The organism is Actinacidiphila yanglinensis (assembly GCF_900107965.1).
GTDB classification, from domain to species: domain Bacteria; phylum Actinomycetota; class Actinomycetes; order Streptomycetales; family Streptomycetaceae; genus Actinacidiphila; species Actinacidiphila yanglinensis.
Map to the genome: position 1 here is coordinate 83,219 of NZ_FNVU01000027.1, position 25,332 is coordinate 108,550.

15 protein-coding genes and 1 pseudogene are annotated in these 25,332 nt (G+C 72.6%); 9 read left to right on the top strand and 7 right to left on the bottom strand.

The features are described 5' to 3' along the window. Positions 1-49: 49 nt before the first annotated feature. From C4U44_RS37200 to C4U44_RS37220, 5 genes and pseudogenes are all read right to left on the bottom strand, one after another. A complete protein-coding gene (locus tag C4U44_RS37200) occupies positions 50-1,258 on the bottom strand; it encodes a hypothetical protein (protein ID WP_103890539.1) in 1,209 nt (402 codons plus the stop codon). Positions 1,259-1,623: 365 nt separating this feature from the next. Then, positions 1,624-2,436: a hypothetical protein gene (locus C4U44_RS37205; protein WP_103890540.1), complete on the bottom strand. Its 813-nt coding sequence runs from the start codon at positions 2,434-2,436 to the stop codon at positions 1,624-1,626. Next, the gene (locus C4U44_RS37210) at positions 2,433-3,335 is read right to left on the bottom strand and encodes a hypothetical protein (protein WP_103890541.1); all 903 of its coding nucleotides are present in this window, start codon (positions 3,333-3,335) and stop codon (positions 2,433-2,435) included. Before C4U44_RS37210 ends, C4U44_RS37205 begins: the two co-directional genes overlap by 4 nt. A gap of 159 nt (positions 3,336-3,494) precedes the next feature. Then, positions 3,495-7,478 (bottom strand): GH92 family glycosyl hydrolase, encoded by a 3,984-nt coding sequence (locus tag C4U44_RS37215; RefSeq protein ID WP_146088433.1) that lies wholly within the window; start codon positions 7,476-7,478, stop codon positions 3,495-3,497. A 1,013-nt stretch (positions 7,479-8,491) separates the two neighbouring features. Then, positions 8,492-10,840: pseudogene (locus C4U44_RS37220) on the bottom strand (GH92 family glycosyl hydrolase); the annotation flags it as partial. A gap of 324 nt (positions 10,841-11,164) precedes the next feature. On the opposite strand from C4U44_RS37220, the gene C4U44_RS37225 reads away from it, so the two are divergent. After that, positions 11,165-13,813 carry an alpha-L-rhamnosidase-related protein gene (locus C4U44_RS37225; protein ID WP_235032632.1) on the top strand — a complete coding sequence of 883 codons (2,649 nt, stop codon included), beginning with the start codon at positions 11,165-11,167 and terminating at the stop codon, positions 13,811-13,813. A gap of 92 nt (positions 13,814-13,905) precedes the next feature. Here the strand turns inward: C4U44_RS37225 and C4U44_RS37230 are convergent, their stop codons facing one another. Continuing rightward, on the bottom strand, positions 13,906-17,220 hold the full coding sequence (locus C4U44_RS37230) for a GH92 family glycosyl hydrolase (protein WP_103890570.1): 3,315 nt from the start codon (positions 17,218-17,220) through the stop codon (positions 13,906-13,908). Between the two features lie 482 nt (positions 17,221-17,702). On the opposite strand from C4U44_RS37230, the gene C4U44_RS37235 reads away from it, so the two are divergent. From C4U44_RS37235 to C4U44_RS37255, 5 genes are all read left to right on the top strand, one after another. Further along, positions 17,703-18,170, top strand: coding sequence for a hypothetical protein (locus tag C4U44_RS37235; RefSeq protein WP_103890545.1), 468 nt, complete (start codon positions 17,703-17,705; stop codon positions 18,168-18,170). Continuing rightward, positions 18,167-18,751 carry a hypothetical protein gene (locus C4U44_RS37240; protein WP_103890546.1) on the top strand — a complete coding sequence of 195 codons (585 nt, stop codon included), beginning with the start codon at positions 18,167-18,169 and terminating at the stop codon, positions 18,749-18,751. The genes C4U44_RS37235 and C4U44_RS37240 overlap by 4 nt, the downstream gene beginning before the upstream one ends. 377 nt (positions 18,752-19,128) lie before the next feature. Beyond that, complete coding sequence (locus tag C4U44_RS37245; protein ID WP_103890547.1) at positions 19,129-19,563, top strand: DUF779 domain-containing protein; 435 nt, start codon at positions 19,129-19,131, stop codon at positions 19,561-19,563. A gap of 56 nt (positions 19,564-19,619) precedes the next feature. After that, positions 19,620-20,288 carry a maleylpyruvate isomerase N-terminal domain-containing protein gene (locus tag C4U44_RS37250; protein ID WP_103890548.1) on the top strand — a complete coding sequence of 223 codons (669 nt, stop codon included), beginning with the start codon at positions 19,620-19,622 and terminating at the stop codon, positions 20,286-20,288. A 199-nt stretch (positions 20,289-20,487) separates the two neighbouring features. Continuing rightward, positions 20,488-20,982, top strand: coding sequence for a DUF1269 domain-containing protein (locus tag C4U44_RS37255; protein WP_103890549.1), 495 nt, complete (start codon positions 20,488-20,490; stop codon positions 20,980-20,982). Positions 20,983-21,003: 21 nt separating this feature from the next. Here C4U44_RS37255 and ligD read toward each other — a convergent pair whose 3' ends face one another. Then, positions 21,004-21,891: a non-homologous end-joining DNA ligase gene (ligD, locus tag C4U44_RS37260; protein WP_103890550.1), complete on the bottom strand. Its 888-nt coding sequence runs from the start codon at positions 21,889-21,891 to the stop codon at positions 21,004-21,006. A gap of 38 nt (positions 21,892-21,929) precedes the next feature. Between ligD and ku the strand changes: the two genes are divergently transcribed. The 3 genes from ku to C4U44_RS37275 all read left to right on the top strand — a co-directional run bounded on the left by ku (position 21,930) and on the right by C4U44_RS37275 (position 25,284). Continuing rightward, on the top strand, positions 21,930-22,883 hold the full coding sequence (ku, locus tag C4U44_RS37265) for a non-homologous end joining protein Ku (RefSeq protein WP_103890551.1): 954 nt from the start codon (positions 21,930-21,932) through the stop codon (positions 22,881-22,883). Between the two features lie 104 nt (positions 22,884-22,987). Continuing rightward, the gene (locus C4U44_RS37270; protein WP_200823541.1) at positions 22,988-24,676 is read left to right on the top strand and encodes an MFS transporter; all 1,689 of its coding nucleotides are present in this window, start codon (positions 22,988-22,990) and stop codon (positions 24,674-24,676) included. Next, positions 24,673-25,284 carry an acyl-CoA-like ligand-binding transcription factor gene (locus tag C4U44_RS37275; protein ID WP_103890552.1) on the top strand — a complete coding sequence of 204 codons (612 nt, stop codon included), beginning with the start codon at positions 24,673-24,675 and terminating at the stop codon, positions 25,282-25,284. Before C4U44_RS37270 ends, C4U44_RS37275 begins: the two co-directional genes overlap by 4 nt. Positions 25,285-25,332 lie beyond the last annotated feature (48 nt).

The window sequence follows — 25,332 nt, forward strand, 5'->3', positions numbered from 1 at the left end:
CCCGGCCCGATCCGGCCCCGCCGCGGTCACCCGCGGCCGGCGGCGACGGTCAGCCCCGGCCGGAGGCCGGCGCAGCCGCGGACGATGTGGTGTCCGGGCGGCACAGGTGCACCGTGCCGTCGGGCCGCGCCGGGAAGGAGTGGTCGATCCGCCATCCCTGCTCCGCCGCGACGAACAGCACGGCCTGGGCGCCCACGCCGCGGAAGTGCCAGTTCCGCACCGCCACCCGGCGCAGGATCCGGCCGGACTCGTCGGCCCGGTAGCCCTTGTGCGGGTCCCGGGCGGTCTCGGTGCGGATCCGCTCGGGCAGGTGGGCCCGCAGGTGGGCGAGGTAGGCGTCCGCGCTGCCGCGCAGTTCGAGGGCGCGCATCCGCGGCAGGAACACGAAGGTGAGCAGCGGCATCGCGAAGCGGCGCGGCAGCGGCCCCCACGGCGCCCCCCGGCCCGGTGCGGGAGCGTACGGGTCCGGCACGCCGGTGAGCGGCGGGGGCGGGATGAGCCGGAAGAGCTGCAGGGTCTCGGCCGGCTTCTTGGATGCCGCCCAGTCGACCGACCAGCCGCGCCGCTGGGCGAGTTGCTCGACCGCCGCGGAGTCCAGCCCGCGGTAGTAGCGCACCGGCAGCTCGCAGGTGGCGCGACGGACGCCGCTGGGCGGGAGTTCGGACTCGGCCCAGCCGCTGCTCTTCTCGGCCTTGGCGAAGCACTCCGCGAAGCGGGCGTCGGTGAACGGCGCCCAGCTCTCGGCGCGGCCGCTCCACTCCGCGCGCAGCCGGCGCCAGGAGATACCGGTCTTGACGAAACCGAACACGCCGTCCGACAGGCCGATGTTGGCGTTGGACCCGCTGTCGATGAAGATGACCGCGGCGAGCAGGGCGAGCGCGATCAGCGCCCACACCGGTATGTAGACGAACTGCAGCACGAACTGGGCCGCCAGCCCGAACCGCGAGCGCCGCGGGGCCGCGGCGAACCCGCGCCGACCGGCCGGCTCCGGCTTGCGGTACGCCTCGGTGCCGCTCGGCACCCATCCCGCGCTCGGGGGCGCCTGGCCCGCTGCCGGCCCGGGGCCGCCGGCCTGCCCCGGCACCTGGGGCGGGTGACCACCGGCGGGCGGTCCGTGGCCGCCGGGCGGCGGGCCGTACCCGCCGGGCCCGGGACCCTGTCCGGCCGGCGGGGCACCGTAGCCGGCGGCCGTTCGGGGGTCGGCTCCGGCGCCACCGGGTATGCCGTAGGGGCCCGGGCTCCCGGGAGGTGTGGTCATGGCTCTCCTTGTTCGCGTACAGGGGCCGCGCCGTCGGCCCGGTGGCGCGATACCTCTGCTGTGCGGAGCAGCCTAGTGCCGTAACCGGAAAGGTTCACCGGTTCGCGGCGCCCGGCACGACACCTGTCCCCCTGCCTCCGGCGGGTGGTGCCCCCGGCGTTGTCGGAGTCGCCCGGGTACGCCCGGTACGAGGGCGACCTCCCACTGGCCGGCGGCCGGGTGGTACCCCCACCGCCTTGCGATGCACCGCACCGGACGCCGCGAACCAGGCGAACCTTTCCGGCCACGGGACCGGCGCCGTGACGGGCATCTGATCGTCCGTCATGTCGTGCTTCCGTGGGGGCGCGTGCGGGCCGGGGGCCGCGCTACACCAGCAGGCTCTCCAGCCGCGCCCGGATGTCGTCCTTGCCCTCCACCGCGCCCGGGACGAGCTTGCCTCGCTGCTGCGGGTCGCGGGTGAGCAGGTGCAGCCGGCCGCCCTTGCGGGCGAGCACCAGGTCGGTGCTCTCGCCGGCGATCTCGGCGGAGCCCTCCGCGGTGTACTCGGTCACCGTCAGCAGCGCCGCGCGCTCCGAGTCGCCGAGCAGGGCGCCGGTGTCCATGGCCGGGTCGGGATCGGCCGACTGGCCGCGGGGCAGCCAGTCGAGGACCATGCGCAGCGCCTCGTCGAGCTGGTACAGGCCGATCTGGTGGACGCCGAGCGCGTCGATCCGCACCATCAGGCAGATCCGCTCGGGCTGCGGCATCAGCAGGATGCGCCACGGCTCCCCCGGGGAGGTGCCGGTCGTCCGGGCGTCGAGCACCCGGCGGGCCCGCTGCTGGAACGCCACCGCGATGCCCAGGTCGCCGCGGACCTGGACCTGCTCGCCGGAGGACCCGGCCAGGAGCAGTTCGCGTGCCGCCAGCGAGCGGACCGCCTCGGCGAGTTCGTCCTCCGACGGGCGGGCCTCCAGGAAGTCCACGATGGCGTCCACGGCCGTCAGCTCGGCGATGGTGTAGGCGCCGAGCAGCACCGGTCCGGTGTCCACCAGGTTCACCACGGCCGTGACCAGCCCCGGCGGGACAGACGCCTCCCCCGGGCCGGGCGTGTGCGATGCGTCGGGAGGAACCGGCGGACCGGAAGGGGCCGCGGGGTCCGCCGGGTCCGGCGGGGGAACGTCGTGCTGCTCGTGGCTCATGACAGCCCTTCCTTCCGCCACAGGTCGACGGCGGGAGATTCGTGCCGCTCGCGGAGGACCTCGGCGGCGCCGCGTGACGGCGCCTGGGTCACCCATACCTCGGAGTTGCCGAACAGTCCGCGCCCGCCCCTGCTGGAGAGCGCCTGCCCGAGCTCGCCGCTGAGGTCCGGCCGGTCCGGGGGCGGGAACCGGGCCGCCAGCTCCTGGTCCACGGCGGTGGTGTCGTCGCTCTGCTCGATCCGGCGCAGCGCCCGGGTCAGCGACGCAGCGACGGGAGGCGTCAGCGTCGTGGGCATCGCCACCACCGGCGACAGGTACATCGGGCGGCGCTCGGTCATCCGGGACAGGCCCCAGGGGCCGACGTTGCTGCCGGTGAACCGGTACACGAGGTAGTCCATCAGATGGCGCAGGTCGTCGAGGCTCGGCATCTTGCTCCCGCCGAAGGCCGCCGGGGTCTTCTCCAGCTGCACCCACGTGCCCTGCACGGTGCGGCCGTGCAGCTTCTCCCGCACGACGTGCCCGCGCATCCCGATGTCGGGGTAGAGCTTCTTGTCGATGTCGCGGTGGTGGCTGGACAGCCGGGGGTGGCTGCCCTTGCCGGTGCGCCATTTCTCGTACAGGTCGGGATCGTCCACCAGGACGTGGCCGCCGCGCAGCACGTCGCGCATCTGGGGGACCTGCAGCCCGTGCCGCTCCAGGTCGGCGAGGATCACCGCCTCCTCGGGGCTGAGGCGGCCCGCGGCCTTCACCAGCCCGCGGCGGTACTCCCCGGCACGCGCGGTGATCTCGATCATGAGCCGGACCCTGCGCCGGATCACGTCGGTCTGCGGGGTGCTGTCGGGGTCGGAAGCGGCATCGCCCGAGGTCGCGGCGGACGCCGGTGTCGGCTTGCCCTTCATCTGGCCAGTACAGCACGACGGACGGCAACGCGCAGGGCAGCGCTCGCCCGGCGCGGAACCGCTGGCGCTGCAGACCCCCGGAACGCGCCGGGCGGCCATGCAACGCGAACGCCCCCGTCACGCGGTGTGACGGGGGCGTTCGCGTTCAGCGGTCGTGCGTCAGTGCTGGGCGCCGGCCCCGGACGGGGCGAGCAGTTCCACCTCGGACAGCGAGGTGGAGGTACCGCCGTTGTTCGCGGTCACCACCACGCGGTAGGAGGAGTAGGCGCCCGGGTGGGCGATCTCGAAGGGACGGGTCTGGAGCCGGTTGTCGAAGGTCTGGCCGCTCCGGGTGTCGACGGTCTTCCAGTGCTTGCCGCCGTCGTCGGAGCCCTGGAGCTGCCAGCTCTTCGGGTCCTGGTCGGCGGTGCTGCCGGAGGTGAGGGTGTAGAAGGTGGCCTTCTGCTCGGCCGCCTTGCCACTGCCCGGGTAGCTGTAGGTGAACTGCGGCGTCGCGGACGGGAAGGTCACCGCGGTCTTGGAGGTGTTGTCGAACAGCGCGGCGACGTTCGTGCCGTCGTCCGACGTGCCGGTGCCGAGGTCGGTCCCGGTGGTGTCGGCGAGCGGGTTCGGGGTTCCGCCGGCCGGGGTCAGCGAGGTCTGGACCGCGTTGCTCCCGGTGCCCCACTGGGACGGCTTGGAGCCCATGGTGAAGTCCAGCACCGCGCCCTTGGAGAGCTGGTCCTGCGTCAGGTAGACCTTGTCGTACGGCTTGCCGTTGACCTTCAGCGACTGCACGTAGACGTTGCTGCGGCTGTTGTTCGGCGCGTTGACCGTGATGGTGTGGCCGTTGTCGAGGTGGATCGTCGCCTTGGTGAACAGCGGCGAGCCGATCTCGTAGTTGCCGCTGCCGGTCTGGAGCGGGTAGAAGCCGAGCGCGCTGAAGATCTGCCAGGTCGAGGTGGCGCCGTTGTCCTCGTCGCCGGGGTAGCCCTGGCCGATGGAGCTGCCGGTGAACAGCCGCTGCTCGATCTGCCGCACCGCCGCCTGCGTCTTGGCGGGCGCGCCCGCGTAGTCGTACATGTACGGGATGGCGTAGGACGGCTGGTTGCTCATGCCGAGCTCGCCCATCCGGACGTCACGGGCCTCGATCATCTCGTGGATGGTGCCGCCGTACGATCCGGTGTCGCCCTGCGCGGTCTCCTGGGTGGAGAAGAACGTGTCGAGCTTCTTCTCCATGTTCTGCTTGCCGCCGTACAGCGAGGTCAGGCCGGCCGGGTCCTGCGGGACGGTGAACGCGTAGTTCCAGCCGTTGGACTCGGTGTACTCGTAGCCCCAGGTCTTGGGGTCGTAGTCGGCGTCCGGGACGCGCCAGGAGCCGTCGGCGGTGCGGCCCTCGAAGAACCCGACGTTCTTGTTGAACAGGGTGGTGTAGTTCTGCGCGCGGGCCAGGAAGTACGCCGACTCCTCCTGGTAGCGCTCACGGTCGGCCTTGGAGGTGCCGGGGGCGGTGGCGAGCTTCGCCGCCATGGTGCCGATGCCGTAGTCGTTGACGTAGCCGTCGAGCGACCAGGAGACGCTGCCGTCCACCGAGGTGTTGGTGTAGCCGGTGAACTCGGAGGTGTCGATGCCCTTGCGGCCGGTGCCGGAGTTCGGCGAGACCGTGGTGGCGTTCTTCACCGCCGCCTCGTACGCCGCCTTGGCGTCGAAGCCGGTGACGCCCTTGGCGTAGGCGTCCGCGAACGCGACGTCGGAGCTGGTGCCGGTCATCAGGTCCGCGTAACCGGGCGAGGACCAGCGGGCGGTCCAGCCGCCGTCCTTGTACTGCTGCACGAAGCCGTTGGCGAGCTTGCCCGCGGTGTCGGACTCCAGCAGGGAGTACGCCGGCCACTCGGTGCGATAGGTGTCCCAGAAGCCGTTGTTGACGTAGACCTGGCCGGAGACGACCTTCGCGCCGGTCTCGGTCGGCGAGCTCGGGCCCTGCGCCGAGAACGCGCTGGCGTACTGCCACACCGGTTGCGCGTTCGTCCCGGTGTTCTCCGAGGCGGAGTTCGGGTACAGGTTCATCCGGTACAGGTCGGAGTAGAGCGTGGTGAGCTGGTCGTCGCTGGCGCCCTGCACCTCGACCTTGCCGAGCTTGGCGTTCCACGCCTGCGCGGCGCGGTCCTTCACGCTGCTGAAGGAGGTGCCCTGCGGGATCTCCTGGTCGAGGTTCTTCTTCGCCTGGTCGGCGCTGATGAACGAGGTGGCGATGCGCATGGTCACCACCTTGTTGCCGGAGGTGTCGAACTGCGCGTAGCCGGTGACGTTGTCGCGGCCCGCGCCGGTGGTCTTGGTGGCCGTGCCGGGCGTCCGGTCGAACTCGGCGTGGATGTACATCCGGCTGGCGCCGGTGGACAGCCCGCTCTTGTGGTCGGCGTAGCCGTCGAGGGTGCCCTTGGCGGCGTCGAAGGTCAGGCCGCCGTTGTTGTCGATGTTGTCGAAGAGCAGGTCGCCGGTGTCACCGGGGAAGGTGAAGCGCATGATCGCCGAGTGGTCGGCGGGCGCGATCTCCGCCTTCAGGCCGTTGGTGAACGTCACGCCGTAGTAGTCGGGCTGCGCCACCTCGTCGGAGTGCTTGAAGGGCAGCGCCCGCTTGGTGCGGTCCAGGTCCGGGGTGCCGGTGGCCGTGGAGGGCATCACCTGGAACAGGTCGCGGTCGCCCATCCACGGGCTGGGCTCGTGGCTGATGCCGAGCGCCTGCAGTTCGGGCAGGTTGTCGTCGTTGTTCTGCGCGGCGTAGCTGTACTCCCAGCTGTCCGAACCCGCGTCGGTCACCGGGGTGAAGAAGTTGAAGCCGTTCGGGACCGCGGTCAGCGGCAGGTTGTTGCCGCGGGAGAAGGACCCGGAGGAGTTGGTGCCGCGCCGGGTGTCCACGTGGTCCACGTAGCTCTTGTCGGTGTCGGCCGCCGGGGCCGCGCCGATGGTCAGGTCGTCGATCCAGCCCTTGAACTGGGTGGCGGCGCCCTCGGTGGCGCTGCCGGCCGGGTCGTCGTAGCCGAGCAGGACGCGGTCGATCGTCTTGCCCGCGGCGACCTTGCCGACGGACGCGGCGACCGCGTTCCACTGCGACGCGTAGAGGATCTTCGAGTCGCCCTGCGCGCGCGGCGTGAGCGCGACACCGTTGACGTCCTGCGCGCTGTGGGTCAGCTGGCTCAGGTAGGTGCCGTCGGTGAAGTGCAGGTCGATCGAGGCGTACGTGCTGGGGTACTTCAGGTCCCCACCGGTCAACTCCGGGAAGATGTCGTACGACAGCTGCGTGTCGCGGCCGACCGGGATGTGCACGTCGTACAGCTTGTTCCAGGCGTGCACCGCGCCGGACGCGGTGTGGGTGCCGGCGTACTCCAGCGCCTTCGCGCCGGTGAAGCCGACGTTGGGCTTGATGTCGGGCCCGGAGGACGGGCCGCTGCCCACCTCGGTGGTCATCCCGGACACCTGCGGCGGGGCCGCGGAACCGTCGGAGAGGATGAGGTCGCCGAGCTGGGTGGAGCCGGTGTCCCCGCTGTTGGCCGTGATGTTCAGCCGGTAGTAGCGGTAGGCGCCGGGGTGGGCCACGTCGAAGATGTCGGTGGCGTAGCGGGCGCTGAACTTCGTCCCGCTCTCGCTGTCCACGGTGGTCCAGCTGGAGCCGTCGGCCGAACCCTGGAGTTCGAAGTCCTTCGGGTCGCGGTCGGGGGTGTCGTTCGCCGAGGTGAGGGCGTACTTCTTGACGGTGACGTCACCGGTCAGCTGGTACTGGAGCCAGCCGGTGGTGGCGAAGGTCAGCCACTTGGTGTTGGGGTCCTCGTCGGCGGCCTTGGGCGCGGTCTCGTTCGGGGGATTGTCCGAACTCGCCGTGACCTGGGCGATCTTGTCCTTGATGCTGCCCGCCAGCACCGGCACGGTCCCGGCGGTCACGCCGGAGACCCAGGGCTTGCCCTTCGCGTCGGTCTCGGAGGTGCTCGTCCAGGTCGGCTGCGGCTGCCCGGACTCGAAGGACGTGGTGAAGGCCGGGGCGGGGGCGCCGTCCGTGCCGTGCGCGCCGGCCGCGTGCGCGAGGCCGGCGGCGGGCACGGTCAGCCCCATGGACACCGCTGCCGCCAGCAGTGATCTGGCGAGGGTGCGGCGGGATCGGCCACTTCTCATGAAGGTGCTGCCTTTCTGGTTACGGCTCCAGGTGGTGACCGGCACCCCGCCCGCTGTCCAGGGGTCGCGAACGGGCGGGGCGCCGGCGCATGCGTGACGGCGCGTCAGGCGTTGTGGCCGCTGATCGCGTACAGCGCCAGGTTGGTGTTGTCGGGCAGGGTGATCGACTCCGCCGTCCTGCCGCTGTCCAGCGGGACGGAGATGTGCCACAGGTTGACCGCGACGCCGTCCGGGGTGCCGGACGCGTTGTAGCGGCTGTCGGCGTGCACGGCGATGTCCTCGCCGAGCCGGGGTGAACCGGCCGCCCAGTCGGTGGCGTTCAGGGCGACCTGCGAGGTGCTGCCGTCGGTGTAGTGCACCGTCGCGGTCGAGGTGACGTCGCCGCCGTGGGCGGACAGCAGCACGTCGAGCCCGGAGTAGGCGCGCTGCACCAGCGGCACGGTCTGGCCGTGGGCGGTGGCGAAGTTCTTCGCCGAGCCGCTGGTGTCCGGGAAGTCGTAGGCCCGGCCGGCCAGCACGCCGGTCCCGGCGGCGGGCATCTGCTCCGCCGGGTAGCTGGTGCCGGTGCCGTCGAAGTCGGCGCCGGTGCCCGCCGCGCCGACCCCGTCCAGGTCGTACTGCGCGGACAGGTCCTGCGGGCAGTACCCGCTGGTGCCCTGGCAGCTCGCGGTCGTCACCGAGACCGGCACGGTCCTGGTCGCCGTCGGCCCGCCGGCCTGCTTGACCGCGACGGTGACCGGGTAGGTGCCGTCGGGTGTGCCGGCCGGGGCGGAGACGTGCAGCGGCACCACGTGGGTGGCGGGCAGCGAGTCCGACACGACGGTGAAGGACGCCTGCTTCGGGTCGACGGTCAGCGGTCCGGCCGCCGAGACCGTGACGGAGCCGCTGACCGTGCCGGGCCCGGAGAGCACCGCGGACACGTCGACGTCGGCCGCTGCGCCGCCGGTGAGGATCCCCGGCGCGGCCGGGTCGGCGGCAGCCGAGGTGTGCCGGCGGTTGTCCGGCACGTGGTCCAGGGCGGGCGGCGCGGCCGACGCGGCGGTGCCCCAGGTCGAGGGCTTGCCGCCGACGGTCAGCGCGAGGTCCTTGCCCGCCTTGATGTCGGCCGTGGTCAGGTAGGTGTCGGTGAGCGCCTTGCCGCCCAGCCGCGCGGTCTGGATGTAGCGGTCGGTGTCACTGCTGCCGGGCGCGGTGACGGTCATCCCGCCGCCCGGGTAGTACGCCTTGTCGAGTTTCAGGTCGACCCGGTCGAACAGCGGCGTGGACACGCCCCACTGGTCGGTGCCCGGCGCCATCGGGTAGATCCCGATCGCGGACAGCACCTGCCAGGCCGACATGGTGCCGAGGTCGTCGTTGCCGGTGACGCCGTCGGGCGCGTCGGCGAACAGCGTCAGCGCGGCGTGCACCACGTCGGTGGTCTTCCACGGCTGCCCGGTCGACAGGTAGGTGTACGGGGCGCTGAGGTCGGGCTCGTTCTGCGGGTTGTACTTGTCCTGGTTGTAGTACGAGTAGGGGCCGTTGACCCACACGTCCCGGGCGGTGCCGGCCGGGTCCTTCAGCAACTGGTCGTAGGCGAAGAAGGAGTCCAGCCGCGCGTTCGCGGTGGATTCGCCGCCGATCCGGTCGACGAGGCCGGGCAGGTCCTGCGGGACCAGCCACATGTACTGCCAGGAGGTGCCCTCGTGGAAGCCGACGCTCGCGGCCGGGTCGCTCGGGCCGACGAAGGCGCCGTCGGTGTCGCGGGCCTGGAAGAAGCCGGTCGCCGGGTTGAGGATGCTGCGGTAGTTCTGGCCGCGGGTCAGGTACTTCGCGGCGTCCGCCGTGTGGCCCAGGTCCTTCGCCATGCCGCCGAGGGCCGCGTCGGCCAGGGCGTACTCCAGGGTCGCGGACGGGCCGTGCTGGTAGTCGTCGTCGCCGGGCTTGGTCTGCGGCCGCGTCGGGTCGTAGGGCACGTAGCCGTTCGCCAGGTACTCCGCGTCGGCCTGGCGGTCGGCGGACGGCGACGAGTCGGGGGCCGCGTGGTCCACGTGCTCCTTGAGCACCCGGTAGGCCTCCTCCTCGTGGCCCTTGAGCAGGCCCTGCCGGTAGGCGTCCACCAGGAACGGGGTGACCGGGTCGCCGGTCATGATGTTGGTCTCGACGGTGGCGTAGCCCCAGCGCGGCAGCTGGCCGCTCTCGTCGGCGACGCGCAGCAGCGACAGCGCCATGTCGCGGGACTCACGCGGCGCCAGCAGGGCGAGGAGCTGCTGCTGGGTGCGGTAGGTGTCCCACAGCGACCAGTTCTGGTAGTACGTGATGCCGTTCGCGGGGTGGATCTTGCCGTCCCAGCCGGTGTAGCGGCCGTCGACGTCGTCGCCGACGTTCGGGGCGAGGAAGGAGCGGTACAGCGACGAGTAGAAGGTGCGCTGCTGCTCGTCCGTGCCGCCGGTCACCCGGATCTGGGCGAGCCGGTCCTGCCACGCCTGCTTGGCGGCGGAGCGGGTGCGGTCGAAGCTGCCGTGCCCCTCGGCGGCGAGGTTCTTCGCCGCGCCGGCCGGGCCGGTCCACGACAGCGACGTCACGGCGGTGACGGAGCGGTCCTTGGTGGTGTCGAACCGCACGTACGCGCCGCCGCGTCCGGTGGAGGTCGAGGAGGCGCTGCCCGCGGTGACGGTGGCGCCGTTCCACGTCCCGTAGGAGGCGAAGGGCCGGTCGAAGCGGGTCTCGGTGTAGAGCGTGTACGGCTTGGTGTCCTGGCAGAACCCGCTGCCGGTGATGGCCGTGAGGACGGTGCGGTCGTCCACGACGGTCACGGTGCTGCTGGTGACCTTGTGCAGTGCCTGGCCGCTGTTCAGCAGCACGTTGGCCTTGTCGGTGGCCGGGAAGGTGTAGCGCTGCCAGCCGGTGCGCGTGGTCGCGGTCAGCTCGGCGGTGATGCCGGTGGCGAGCTTGACCTGGTACGCGCCGGGCGACGCGCTCTCGTCGGAGTGGCTGAACTGCGCCGCGTACTGGGCGTCGTCGGTGCTGGTGATGTCGCCGGTGGTCGGCAGCACCGGCAGGTCGCCGCCGAGCCCGCAGCCGACGCCCGACAGGTGCACCGAGCTGAAGCCGAGGATGTGGTCCTGGCCGTAGTCGTAGCCGGTGTTGTGCCCGGTGTCCGGGGAGAGCTGGACCATGCCGAAGGGCACGGCGGCGCCGGGGTAGGTGTTGCCGTCGTTCTGCGTCCCGATGAACGGGTTGACCAGGTGGGTGAGATCGCCGCCCGCGCTTCCGCCCGCCGGGCCCGCCGAGGCCGCCCGCGCCGGCAGCGCCACCGCGAACGTCGCGGCGAGCGCGACCACCGCCGCGGTCGCCGCTCTTCGCAGCCGCGTCCTTCGGGTCATGGTGTACTCCCCTTGTTTGACAACGTTGTCAGCTTCCCCGCGCAGGCTGGCACGCGCGGAACCCACGGTGCGGAACATGCCAAGAATGACTGGAATCCTGACGACCGCGGGCCCCGGCGTCAAGCGTTAATCGCCTGACGCTTCGTCAGGCGGCCCCGGTTGCGGCTTCGTCGATATCGATTCAAGCCGCGATCGGCCTGCCGGGCACCCCCGGAATCGTCTCGGCGCGACACCTGGACGAAGCGGGAATGTGCTTGTAGCCTCAAGCCGCACTTCTTGGATGAATCGTTTCATTCCACACCCCCCGAGTCGGGAGCCGCACCCATGCCCAACACCCCTGCGGGAGAAGGTCCTCGCGCGACCGGACCGCAGCGCCGCACCCTCATGAAGGCCGGACTCGGCGGGGCCGCGCTGGCCGCCGCCGGGCTCACGTTCGGCTCCGCCGGAGCCGCCGCCGCGGCGAGTTCCCGCGTCGGCCCGGCGGGCTCCGCCGCCCCGCACGACACCGGCGACTGGCACCACTACGTCCAGGGCCCCTCCAGCCGGACCGTACGCCCGGTGGGCGTGCTGCGCAGCAGCGGCGCGGTGACCGCCCCCGAGGCCCTCCTGGCGCCCGGCGGGGCCGCCACCGTGCTGAAGCGCCCGCAGCCGCAGCAGCCGCCGCGCTGGCCGGACGGCACCACGGCGACCGCCTCCTCCTTCCACGCGCCCAACGGCGGCGACGACGGGCAGCCGCGCACCTACGACGCCGCCAACGCCATCGACGGCGACACCGGCACGTTCTGGAACGACGACACGATCGCGGCCTACCCGGACACCCTGACCGTCACCACGGCCGCGCCGCTGTCCCTGCCGGGCATCACGCTGCTGTCCAACTCCGACGGCGCGCCGAGCGACTTCACCGTCCAGACCTGGGACGGCAGCGCCTGGCAGACCGCCGCGACGGTCACCGGCAACACCGATGTGCGGCGGGCCGTGCCCTTCGGGTCGACCGTGTCCACCACCCAGGTGCGGATCAACGTCACGGCCGACCAGAGCACGCCGCAGGGCGAGTTCACCCGGATCAACGAGGTGTACCCGGGGCTGCTGCCCGCCGACGACGTGCCGCGGGTGGTGGTGGACTTCGGCAAGGTCGTGGTCGGCTACCCGCACATCAGCTTCTCCTCGGCGTCGGGCAACTCCCCCGGCGTGCGGCTGGCGTTCTCCGAGACCGTGCAGTTCCTCACCGACCGCAGCGACTTCACCCGCTCCGACCAGTCCGGGGTGCCCTCCCAGGGCACCGACCAGTTCGCCGTGCCGGCCGGCGGCGCCGACTGGAAGGACACCAAGGGCTACCAGAGCGGAACCCAGGTCTACGCCGACGGCCTGCACGGGTTCCGCTACCTCCAGATCAGCCTGGACGCCCTCGCCTCCGACGCGCCGGCCGCCCAGCCCTGGGGCGAGGTCTCCGTCGACGCGGTGTGGCTGGACTTCACCGCCTACCTCGGCACCCCGGAGTCGTACACCGGCTGGTTCCTCAGTTCCGACGACGACCTCAACCGCTACTGGTACGGGGCCGCCTACACCAACGAGCTGGTCACCGACACCTTCCGGTCCGACGACATCGACCCCCGCGGCGCCGACAGCCCCACCCTGGACGGCAAGCTGGTCCTCCAGGACGGTGCCAAGCGCGACCGGGACCCGTACGTCGGCGACCTCGCGGTGTCCGCGCGCACGCTCTACCTCACCCACGACGACGCGGCCGCGGCCGCCCGCGACGTGCTCGCGGACCTCGCCGACCACCAGCGCGCCGACGGCTGGATCCCACCCGCGTCGATCAACGGCTACACGCTGCCGCTCTTCGACTATCCGCTGTGGTGGGTGACCTGCAGCTGGGATTACATACTGCACACCGGCGACCGCGGCTACGCCACCGGCTACTACCCGCACCTCACCAAGGTGCTGGACTCCTGGTACCCGTCGGTGACCGACGGCGACGGCCTGCTCAGCAAGGGCCTCAACGGCACCTCCGGGTACGGCGACTACGCCTTCCTCGGCCGCTCCGGGCAGATCACCTACTACAACGCCAACTACGTGCAGGCCCTCAACGACGCGGCGTCGCTGGCGACCTACCTCGGCAACTCCGCGGACGCCGCCCGCTGGACGGCCCGGGCCGGCACCGTCGCGGCCGCCGTCAACGCCCACCTGTGGGACGCGGCGGCCGGCGCCTACCTGGACTCCTCCAGCGGCGCGGCCCGCCACGCCCAGGACGGCAACGCGATCGCGATCACCGCGGGCGTGGCCGACGCAGGCCGGGCCGCGTCCGCCCTCGCCCACCTGGACGCCACGACGGTACTGCCGTACGGCAACGCCTTCATGGACAACGACACCATCTTCGACGGCGCCTCGCAGCGGGTGTACGCCTTCACCTCGTACCCGGAGCTGGTGGCACGCTTCCGCAGCGACCGGGCCGACTCCGCGCTCGACCAGATCCGGCGCACCTACGGCTGGATGGACACCCACGACCCGGGCATCACCAGCTGGGAGGGCATCGGCCCGGACGGCTCGCCGTACGAGGGCGCGTACACCAGCATGGCGCACGGCTGGTCGACCGGCGTGGTGCCGGCGCTGACCAACGAGCTGCTCGGCGTCCAGCCGACCGCGCCGGGCTTCAGCACGTGGGCGGTGCGGCCCCGCCCCGGCTCGGTCGCCTGGGCCCGGGGCCAGGTGCCCACCCCGCGCGGCCCACTGGCGGTGGACTGGCAGCACCCCCGCGGCGGCACCTTCGCGCTGACCGTCCGGGTGCCGCGCGGCACCACCGGCAGCATCGCCGTCCCCACGGACGGGCGGGCCGTCACCGTGCACGTCGACGGCAAACTGGCGTGGAACGGCAGCAAGGCGAAGGCGTACGGCGCCAAGGCCCAGGACGGCTACGTGGTCCTGGACGGGATCACCGCCGGCACCCGGACCGTGGCGGTCCGCCCGGCGGGCTGAGCGACCGGGTGCGCCGCGCGCGGCGCACCCGGCGGCAACGGCCGTCCCCGGAACCGGCTGCCCGGTCCGGGGACGGCCGTTGCCGTCCTGCGTCACGCAGTCGCCACCGCGAAGACGTGCATGTCGCCTCCCGAGGTGGTGGCCGGCAGGGTCACCGAGGCGAGCTGCTTGCCCGCCTGGAGGGTGATGGGCGCGGTCGCGAACACGTCCGTGCCCACCGGGTCGGTGGTCCCGCCCATGACGTCCCGGTACGCGGTGTGGACCGCGACCGTGTTGTCGAAGGAGGGCTGGTCACCGCCACCGCCGAGGGTCCAGTCGCTGAAGCCGATGTCGGCCTGCTGGGTGGTGCCGTCGGTGTAGGTGAGGGTGGCCGTACCGGTGGTGGGGCCGTCGTCGGCGCTGCCCAGCAGGCTCAGCCGGGTGTCGCCGGCCGAGGTCGCCGAGACGTCGAGGACCTGGTCACCGCCGCCGACCTGGATGTTGTCCGGGGCGCCCGGCGTCACCTGGGGCCAGGTGAAGTCGAAGCCGCCCGCGGAGACGGTGCTGCCCGGGGTGGCCCCGGCCGCGGCGAGCGCCTTGGCCGAGTAACTCCAGCCGCCGCCGTCGAAGTTGGCCGCCGGGTTGTCGTCGTCGGCCGAGATGCCCTTGTTGTTGACGTACCAGCTCACGCTCCCCTTCACGCCGACCGTCACCGACAGCCACGCCTTGGGTGACGTGCTGCCGTGCGCGGCGGCCGAGGAGGTCAGGGTCAGCGGGACCTGGTAGACGCCGGCCTTCGTGCCCGCGGCGACCGCGACCGACAGCTTCGCGGTGGCCTTGCCGTTCTTGGGCACGTTGAGGTGGCCGCTCGCCGGGGTGAGCGTGATGCCGTCCGGCGCGGCGGCCGACCAGCGCACGTCCTGGCCCCGGTCCTGGATCGACGACACGGCGAGGGCGGAGTCCGCGGAACCGCCGGGCTCGACCTTGACCGCGCCGGGCGTGGTGGTGGCGAAGAACGGCGCCTCGCCGTCACGGAAGGACGGCGGCACGTCCTTCGCGGCACTGCCCCAGGTGGTGTTCGGGGTGCTGCCCAGCGTGTAGTCCAGGGTGCCGCCGTGGGTGGCGAAGGACGCCGGGACCCAGGGCTGGTCGGACTTCTTGCCGTTGGTGCGCAGGCTCTGGATGTAGATGTTCTTCGTGGACGCCTGCGGGGCGTTGACCGTGATGGTCTTGCCGAGGCCGGTGTGGATCACCGCGTGCGGGAAGACCGGCGCGCTGAGCACCAGGTCGGCGCGGCTGGGGACCTGCGGGTACATGCCGAGCGCGGAGAAGACGTACCAGGAGGACATGGTCCCCGCGTCGTCGTTGCCCGGGATGCCGCCGGGGGTGTTGGTCCACAGCGTGTCGGTCTCGGCCCGCACCGTCTGCTGGGTCTTGTAGGGGGCGCCGAGGTAGTCGTAGAGGTACGGCGCGTTGATGTCGGGCTCGTTGGTCGGGTCGTAGCGGGTCTGGTCCTGGGCGGTGAAGTCGAAACTGCCGTCCGGGGCGCGGAAGAAGGAGTCGAGCCGGTCGACGGTGGCCTTGTCGCCGCCCATCGCCTGGGCGAGCCCGGCGACGTCGGAGTACACCATCCAGCTGTAGCGGGCGCTGCTGCCCTCCACGAAGCCGTCGCCGGTCGCGGGGCTGAAGTTGGTGCCGGCCCAGGTGCCGTCGGAGTTGCGGTTGCGCATCCAGCCGCCCTGGGTGGTGGCGTTCGGGTCGAAGACGTTCGTCCAGCTGCCGCTGCGCTGGGCGAACTTGCTCTCGTCGGCGTGATCGCCGACCTGGCCGGCCAGCTGCGACAGCCCGAAGTCCGCGGCGGCGTCCTCCAGGGTCTCGGCCGCTCCGCCCCAGCAGTGGCAGTTGTCGGCCGGCACGTAGCCGAGCGCCTCGTACTGGTCCAGCGCGGGGCGTTCACCGACGCACTCGACGTTGCAGCCCGCGCTGTCTGAGTCGTTGGCGGTCGGCACGGTGGCGGCCTTGGCCAGCGAGGCGAGGGCGCCCTTGACGTCGAAGTCGGTGCCGCCGAAGGCGTAGATCCCGGCGAGCGCGGCGTCGGAGGGGTCGCCGGACATGATGCTGGTCTTGCCGTTCTCCAGCAGCCAGCGGTCCCACTCACCACCGTTCTGGCTCGCGTAGTTGAACAGGGACTGGGCATAGTCGCTGCCCACGGTGGGCTGGAGCAGCGTCAGCAGCTGTACCTGCGCGCGGTACTGGTCCCAGCCGGAGAACGTGCCGTACTGCGCGTGCTGTCCGCGGCTGAGCTGGTGGGTCTTGCGGTCCGAGCCGAGGTACTGCCCGTTGACGTCGCTGGTGAGCGTCGGCTCCAGCATCGAGTGGTAGAGCGCGGTGTAGAAGGTGCTGGTCTGGTCGGCGCTGCCACCGGACACCTGGACCTTGCGCAGGTCGGTGTTCCAGGCGGCCTTGGCCTCCGCGCGCACCGCGGCGAAGCTCTTCCCGGGCGGGTTCTCCGCGCGCAGGTTGGCCTCGGCGTTGGCGGCGCTGACGTAGGAGATCGCGACCTTCGCCTGCACCTGCTGGGTGCCCGCGGCGAAGGTGACGTAGGCGCCGGAGCCCTTGCCCGCGGTGGGGTTGCCGCTGGAGTTGTAGCCGGTGCCGCCGGAGGCCGACGTGGAACCGGCGTTCAGCGTGCCGTCGGTCCAGGTGCCGACCTTCGCGAACGGCTGGTCGAAGTGCGCGGTGAAGTAGAGGGTGTAGACGTCGTGCCGGTTGTTCGCGCTCTGCGGGCCGCAGAAGTTGCCCGCGCTGACCGAGCCGGTGACGGTCTGCGTCGCGGCGTCCACGTGGACGTCGGCCGCGCTGCTGCCGCTCTCGGAGTTGGAGGTGCGCAGCAGCATGCTCGCCGGCTTGTCCGCCGGGAAGCCGAACTCCCCGGTGCCGGTCCGCGCGGTGGTGGTCAGCTCGGCGCTGGCGCCGCTGTCCAGGCCCACCTTGTAGTAGCCGGGCGACGCCGTCTCGTTGGCGTGGCTGAAGGTGCTGGCGTACGTGGCGTCCTTGGTGTCCGCGCTGGGCGAGGAGGTCACGTCGCCGACGTACGGCATGATCGGGATGTCGCCGTTCGCGCCCGAGCAGCCGACACCGTTGAGGTGGGTCAGGCTGAAGCCGCGGATCTTCGTGGCGTCGTAGCGGTAGCCGCCGGGGGCGGGCGTGGAGAACTGGTTGCCCGTCGAGTTCTGCGGGCTCCACGCGAGCATGCCGAACGGCACCACGGCGCCGGGGTAGGTGTTCCCCGCGTTCGAGGTGCCGATCAGCGGGTTGACGGTGGCGGCCGGGTCGGCGGGGGCGCCGGACGCGGCGGCCGCGTTGGCGGTCCCGGCGCCGAGGCCGAGACCGAGGAGTGCGCTCGCCGCCGCCAGCGCGCAGGCGATCCTGCGCCTGCTGCGGGTTCCGACGGCCCGGTGCGGGGTTCTTTCTGGCACCAATCCTGCCCTTCGTGACGTACTGGGTGACCGGCAGGGGACGGTCTTTCCCCCGGAGGAGGCGGGGAGGCGGGACCGCACCCGACAACGTTGTCAGGGAATCGAGGGACGATATTCCTCTTGGGTCTCGAAGGGTGTCAAGCATCGATCCGCCACCGCCCCGGACAAACGCGGGCAAGTACACGTAAGTGGCCGCGGGAACGCTCCCGCCCGGCCCGGCGGGCGGCGCACGGTGCGGTGGTGACGGTGCGTCAGTTCACCCGCGGGGGGCACGGGCGGGGCGTTCGGGCCCGGGGGCGCGTGGGGCCGGTGGGGTGGGGGTGCGGAGATGCGGCGCGGCGCCCCGGTGGGGTCGGTACGCCTGGTCACGGCACGAAGCGCCTGGTCGTGGCGGGGTGTTTCAGGCCCGCGCGCGGGGACACCCGGACGCCATGATGGGAACACTACTGCGAGGCACCGTGGCCGGGGCCGCCGGAACGACCGTGCTGAACGCCGTCACGTACGGCGACATGGCCGTGCGCGGGCGGCCGACGAGCAGTGCGCCGGAGGGCACCGTCGAGGCGCTCGCGGACCTCACGGGGGTCACCGTCGGCGGCACCGGCGAGACGCGCGGCAACCGGCTGACCGGGCTGGGGGCGCTCTCCGGCATCGTCACCGGCGTCGGCGTCGGGACGGCCGTGGCCGTGCTGCGGAAGGCGGGGGTACGGCTGCCGCTGTGGATGGGCGGCGTCCTCACCGGAGCACTCGCCATGGCGGTCACCGACCTGTCGATGGCCGAGCTGGACGTCAGCGACCCGCGCACCTGGTCGGGCACCGACTGGCTGTCCGACGCGATCCCGCACCTGATCTACGGTCTGGTGACGTACGGCATCATGACGGCCGGGGAGCAGCGCACATGAAGGCCCTCGCGCCCGCACGGGCCGCGCTGATCGGGGCGGCGTCCGGGCTGCGCAGCCAACTCGGGCCGGCGGCGGTCGCGGTGAGCGGCGCCGCCGCCGGGGCGCCCGAGCCGCTCGCGCTGCTGTCCGCCCGGCCGGTGGTGATCGGCACGGTGACCGCGGCCGTCGGAGAACTGGTCGTCGACAAGCTGCCGATGACGCCGAGCCGGTTGAGCGTGGCCGGGCTGGTGCCGCGCTTCCTGTTCGGCGGGCTGGCCGCCGCCGTCCTCGCGGCGGACGCCGCGAAGCCGGTCACGATGGTGCCGAACGGCAACGGCGGCCTCACCGGGGCGGAGGGCGACGGCGCGGCGGACGGGTCCGGGCTGTCGCCGGGTCTGCTGGGCGCCGCCGCCGCGGTCGGTGGGGGTGCCGCCGTGGCGGCGGCCTTCGCCGGGGCCTGCTGGCGCCGCACCTGGGCCCGGCGCTGCTACCCCGACTGGCCCGCCGCCCTCCTGGAGGACGCCGTCGCCCTGACCCTCGCGCTGACCGCATGCACGCGGCCCCCTCCCTCGCCCCGTACCGGCGACGCCGCCGCCTGGTAGGGCGCGGCCCGGCGCCGGGGAGGCCGTCCCTTGCACCGGGCCCAACCTCCCTGCCGTAGGGCGCCGTTGCGCCGGTACGGCCCGCGGGGCGCGGTCCTCGCCCGTCGGGCCGGCCGCCCCCGCAGGCGGCACGCGGTCCCGCCTCCGCCCCACCCGCGGGCCGCGGCGCACCGCTGCTCCGGGCCAAAGCCGTGCGCGGGCACGTCCGTTCGCGCCCGGTCACGGGCAACACCCTTGCTGACGATCGGGGTCGGCCGGGCGCTTCGGCAGTAGCATCGAAGAGCGGGACGGACCGCCGCGGCAGCGGCGACCGGGGCGTGCGGGTCGAAGGCCGCGCGTCCGCGGACCGGCCGTCCTGTCAGGAACGGAGGGCTGCGATGACTCCCCCGGCCTCCCCCGCGGACCCGGTCGAGCCGGTGCGCCGGGTCGAGTTGACGCCCGCCGCGGAGGAACTCCTCCAGCGGCTCGCGGACCGGCACGGCCCGCTGATGTTCCACCAGTCCGGCGGCTGCTGCGACGGCAGCTCCCCGATGTGCTACCTGCGCGGGGAGTTCCGGGTCGGGGGCGCGGACGTGCTGCTCGGCCGGGTGGCCGGCGACACCCCGTTCTGGATGAGCGCGAGCCAGTTCGCGTACTGGCGGCACACCCATCTGACGGTCGACGTCGTCGCGGGCCGGGGCAGCGGCTTCTCGCTGGAGGCCCCCGAGGGCGTCCGGTTCCTGCTGCGCTCGCGACTGCTGACCGACGACGAGGTGGACCGGCTGGCGGCCCAACCCGCCCCGCGGACCGGCGCGGACGCCTCCGTGACCTGAGGCGGCACCGGGAACCGCGTTGCCGCCGCCCGCGGGCCGCGCGTACGGTGCCCGGCATGGATCACCCTTCACCGGAAACCACCGGCCACGCCCCGCACCCCGGGCCGGTCACCGCCGACGACGTGGCGCTGGCCGTGGCGCTGTCGGCGCGGACGCTCGCCCAGGCGCCGGACGAGGACTGGGACCGGCCGGCCGGCGACCTGGACTGGTCACGCTGGGAGACCACCGAGCACCTGGCGGACGACCTGTTCGCCTACGCACTCCAGATCGGCCCGGCGACACCGCCCTTGACCACGCACGTGCCCGCGTCCTGGCGGCGCGAGCGGCCGGGCGGGCCCGCGAGCACCGTCTTCGTGGCGCGCGAGGAGGGCCGCGACGGGCTGCTCCAGGTGCTGGAGGCGTGCGGCGCGCTGCTGGTGGCGATGGTGCGCAGCACCCCGCCGACGGTGCGCGCGCACCACGTGCACGGGGTCTCCGATCCCGAGGGTTTCGGGGCGATGGGCGTGGTGGAGACGCTGGTGCACACCCATGACGTCGCCACCGGCTTCGGCCTGCCCTGGCAGCCGCCCGCCGACCTGTGCGCGCGGGCGCTGCACCGGCTGTTCCCCGGCGCACCGACGGACGCCGCACCGTGGCCGGTGCTCCTGTGGTCGACCGGTCGGGCCGAACTCCCGGGCCGGGCACGGCCGGCGGAGTGGCGCTGGTACGGGGAGCCGCGCGGCTGAACCGCCCGGCGGCGCCCGGTTCGGCGGCTCCTACGGCGCCCGGGTCGGCGTCCGTTGCGGCGCCCGGGTCGGCATCCGCCCCGGCTGTGCGGCCGGTGCGCGGTGCGATCGATCGACCGAGACCGGACAAAATATAGCTTTACCGACAATTCGGACATAAAGTTCCTAGTGTCTCGCCCATGCCACTCAGGAGGCTCCCATGTCCGAACTCATCGTGATCGGCTACAACGACCACAAGACCGCCGAGGACGCCTACGCCAAGGTGCAGGGCCTCCAGCAGGACTACGTGGTGAACCTCAACGGGCTCGCCGTGGTCTCCGTGGACGCCGAGGGCAAGACCCACGTCGACACGCCCAGCAAGATCGTCGGCGTCTCGGCGGCGTCGGGGGCCCTGTGGGGCATGGTCTTCGGCCTTCTCTTCCTGGTACCGGGGCTCGGCCTGCTGGCCGGCGCCGCGATGGGCGGGCTGCTCGGCAAGCTCGGCAAGTCCGGGATCGACGACCAGTTCCGCGGCCAGGTGCAGGAGATGCTCAAGCCCGGCACGTCGGCCGTGGTAGTGATGGCGTCGAAGATCACCGAGGACAAGTTCGCCGATGCCATGCAGCCCTTCGGCGGCACCCTGCTGAAGACCTCGCTCACCGACGAGGACGAGAAGGAGCTGGCCGAGCACCTGTCCGGCGCGCAGCAGCAGTAACCGGCAGGCGGGACCGCCTCGTCACCCCGGCAGCGCCGCCGCGCTGCCGGGGTCGAGCAGTGCCGCGAGCACGTCACCGGTACCGGCCAACCGCGCGGGCATGTCGCCGATGGCGAAGCCGAGTTGCTCCGGTGCGTCGACGGCGGCGACCTCGTCCCAGGTCAGCGGCGCGGAGACGGTGGGCCGGGCGCGGGCGCGCACCGTGTAGGGGACGGCGGTGGTCTTGCTGGCCGAGTTCTGCGACCAGTCGATGAAGACCCGCCCGGTGCGGTCCGCCTTGGCCATCCGCGACACCACCCGGTCCGGGCGGGTCGCCTCCAGCTCGCGGGCGATCGTCCTGGCGTATGCCCGCGCCCCGTCCGGGGTGGCGCCGCGCAGCGCGGCCAGCAGGTGCAGCCCCTTGGAGCCGCTGGTCTTGGCCCAGCACGCGATACCGTCGGCGGCCAGCCGCTCGCGCAGGTCGAGGGCGACCCGGCAGCAGTCGACGGCGGTGCGGCCCGGCCCCGGGTCCAGGTCGAGCACCAGCCGGTCGGCGGTGTCCGGGTCCGCGGCACACCACTGCGGCGTGTGGATCTCCACGCAGGAGAGGTTGCCCGCCCAGACCAGCGTGGCGAGGTCGTTCACCTCGACCTGCTCCATCAGCTCGCCGCCGCTGCGCACCCGCTCGGTGGTCGTCACCCAGTCGGGCGTACCCGCGGGCGGGCGTTTCTGGAAGAACCGCTGCCCGTCCACCCCGTCGGGGGTGCGGACGAAGCTGGCCAGCCGGCCCCGGGTGTGCGGCAGCAGGACGCCGGCGACGGTGGCGTAGTACTCGAGCAGCTCCGCCTTGGTGGTGCCGGTCTGCGGCCAGAGCACGCGGTCGAGGTGGCTGAGCTTCAGCCGGCGGCCCTCGACCTCGGTGATCGGCATACGATAAAGATCCCATACGCCGACAAAAAGGACATGCGATGCGTAGCGTCTGGTCGGGCAACCTGGCCTTCGGCCTGGTCTCGATACCGGTGAAACTGGGCTCCGCCGTCTCCACCCACAAGATCAGCTTCCGGCAGATCCACCTGGCCGACCAGGGCCGGGTCCGCTACCAGAAGACCTGCGAGCTCGACGAGCAGGTGCTGGACTCCTCCGACATCGGCCGCGCCTACGAGACCCCCGACGACCAGCTCGTCGAGGTCACCGACTCCGACCTCAAGGCGCTGCCGCTGCCCACCGCGAAGACCATCGAGGTCCGCGGCTTCGTGGACACGGCCTCGGTGGACTCGATGCAGCTGGACACCCCGTACTTCCTCGCCCCGGCGTCGGCGGGGGCGAACAAGCCGTACGTCCTCATGCGCGAGGCGCTGGAGCGATCGGGGAAGGCGGCGATCGGCAAGTTCGCGATGCGCAACTCCGAGCACCTGGCGCTGATCCGGCCGCGCGACGACGTCCTGATGCTCCAGACGCTGCGCTGGCCCGACGAGTTGAACAACCCCGCGGAGGCGGCACCCAAGGGCAGCGTCAAGATCAGCGACTCCGAGCTGAAGCTCGCCGACACCCTCATCGAGGCGCTCGGCGAGGCCGACCTGAGCGCGTACCGCGACGAGTACGCGCAGGCCGTCGAGGCGCTGGTGACCGCGAAGCTGGAGGGCGCGGAGCCGCCGACCGCGGGCGAGGAGGCCGGCGGTGGGACCGTCGTGGACCTGATGTCGGCGCTGCGTGCGTCCGTGGAGCAGGCGAAGCCGTCGTCCGGTGGGCGGTCCGGCGCCGCGGCGAAGCGCACGGCCAAGAAGGCGGCGCCCGGCAAGCGGGCGGCGGCGAAGAAGACCGGGGCGAAGTCCGGCACCGACGGGTCGGCCGGGACGAAGGAGGGCGCGGCGAAGAAGACGGCGGCGCGGAAGACGGCCTCCTCCGGACGGAAGGCGAGCTGAGCGGAGGCACCTCCCGGATAAAGTGAAAGTCTGCCGTCATTTGCTGTTTGCAAGCTTTTTGAGAGTGTACTGTCTTTTTACAGTCGACTCTCAGGAGGCTTCCCATGGCCGCCGTGCCCGCCGCATCCGCCGCGCTCGCCGAATCGTCCGCGCCCCCGCCGCCGGCCGCGTCGCCACGCCGCTGGCTGGCGCTCGCGGCCCTGACCCTGAGCGTGCTGATCATCGGTCTGGACGGCACCGTCATCAACGTCGCGCTGCCCACCCTGTCCGGCGAACTCGGCGCGAGCAGCGCCCAGTTGCAGTGGATCGGCGGCGGGTACCTGCTCGCGCTGTCGGTGGTGATGCTGCCGGTCGGGCTGCTCGGCGACCGGTACGGGCACAAGCGCCTGCTGATCGGCGGCATCACGCTGTTCGGTCTCGCGTCGCTGGCCGGCGCCAAGGCCACGTCGCCGGACGAGCTGATCGCGGTGCGCACCGTGCTCGGCGCCGGCGCGGCGATGATCATGCCGCTGTCGATGGCGATTCTCCCGCGGATCTTCTCCCGTCAGGAGCTGCCCAAGGCGATCGCCACCTGGACCGCGGCCACGGCGCTCGGCATGCCGGTCGGCCCGCTGGTCGGCGGCTGGCTGCTGAACCACTTCTGGTGGGGCTCGGTCTTCGTCTTCAACGTGCCGGTCGCCGCGATCGCGCTGGTCGCCGCGGTGTGGCTGCTGCCCGGCGACCGCACCGGCCGGCCGCGGTCCGCCGCGCCCTTCGACATCGCCGGCACCGTACTGAGCGCGGTCGGCATCACCGCCCTGGTGTACGGCACGATCCTCGTCCCCGACGACGGCTGGGGCAGCCCGAAGGTACTGGCCGGGATCGTCGGCGGCGCCCTGGTACTGGCCGCCTTCATGGTCCGGCAGCGGCGCACCGCCCACCCGCTGGTCGACCTGAAGCTCTTCGCCGACCGGGCCTTCCGCTGGGGCACCCTGCTCGCGGTGTTCGTCAACTTCGCGGTGATGGGCATCCTGTTCGTGGTCCCGCAGTACCTCCAGTCCGTGCTCGGGCACGACGCGTTCGGCACCGGGCTGCGCATCCTGCCGCTGATCGTCGGGCTCATGCTCGCCGCCACCCTCAGCGAGCCGATCGCCAAGCGGTTCGGGCCCCGTCTGGTGATCCCGGCCGGGCTGCTGCTGCTCGCCGCCGGAGCCCTGCTCGGCGCGACCACCGGGGCGGACAACGGGTACGGCTTCGCCGCCGTGTGGCTGTCCCTGATCGGCTTCGGCTTCGGCAGCGCCATGGTCCCCGCCACCAGTCTGGTCATGGGATCGCTGCCCGCCGAGCGCTCCGGCCAGGGCACCAGCCTGCTGGAGACGGTCCAGCAGGTCGGCGGCGTGCTCGGCGTGGCCGCCCTGGGCAGCATCCTCAGCGCCGGCTACCTCGGCCGGCTCTCCGTCTCCCACCTGGACGGGTCCACCGCGCGCGCCGCCCGCGACTCGGTCACCGGCGCCGACGCGGTCGCCGCCCGGCTGCACGACCCCGCGCTGCTCGCCTCCGCGCACTCCGCCTTCGTGCACGGCCTGAACCTGGTGCTGCTCACCTGCGGTGCCTGCTCGCTGCTCGCGGCCGTGCTCGGACTGTTCCTGCTCCCCCGCGGCGGTCGGGCCGACGGCGCCCCCGCCAGCGCCTCCCCCTCCGCCTCCGCCGCGGACGACCCGGGTACCGGGAGGCCCGCCGATGTGGCCGGACCGTCCGACACCCCGGCCGGGGTGGTCGTCCGCGGCACCGTGCACGGAGAATCAGGGACATGAGCACTGAGGAGACCCCGGCCGTGGCGGCACCGAGCCTGCGGGAGCGCAAGAAGCAGCGCACCCGGGAGGCGATCAGGCGGGAGGCGTACCGGCTCTTCGCCGAGCAGGGCTACGAGGCGACCACCGTCGACCAGATCGCCGAGGCGGCCGAGGTCTCCCCCAGCACGTTCTTCCGGTACTACCCGACCAAGGAGGACGTGGTCCTGGTCGACGACTACGACTCGGTGCTCGCCGAGGCCCTGCTGTCCCGCCCGGCCGGCGAGCCGATCGTGGAGTCGCTGCTCGCCGCGCTCGCGGACTCCTTCAGCCCGATCCTCAAGTCGGACGTCGACGATCTGCTGCTGCGGACCCGGCTCGGCTTCAACGACCCCGCGATCAGGGCCCGTTCCTGGGACGAGTTGCAGCGCAGCCAGGACCGGCTGGCCGAGGTGATCATGACCCGCACCGGGCGCGGGCCGGACGACCTGGAGGTGCACGCCGCGGCCGCCGCGATCATGGCGGTGGCCACGGCGGTGGTCCGGTACTGGGTGGAGCGGGACGGCGAACCGGACCTGCCCGCCCTCTACGAGGGCCCCTTCCGCATGCTCGCCGAGGGCCTGCGGCTGTGAACGCCGCATGAACACCCCGGCCCTCAAACGCGCCTGGAACGGGACGAA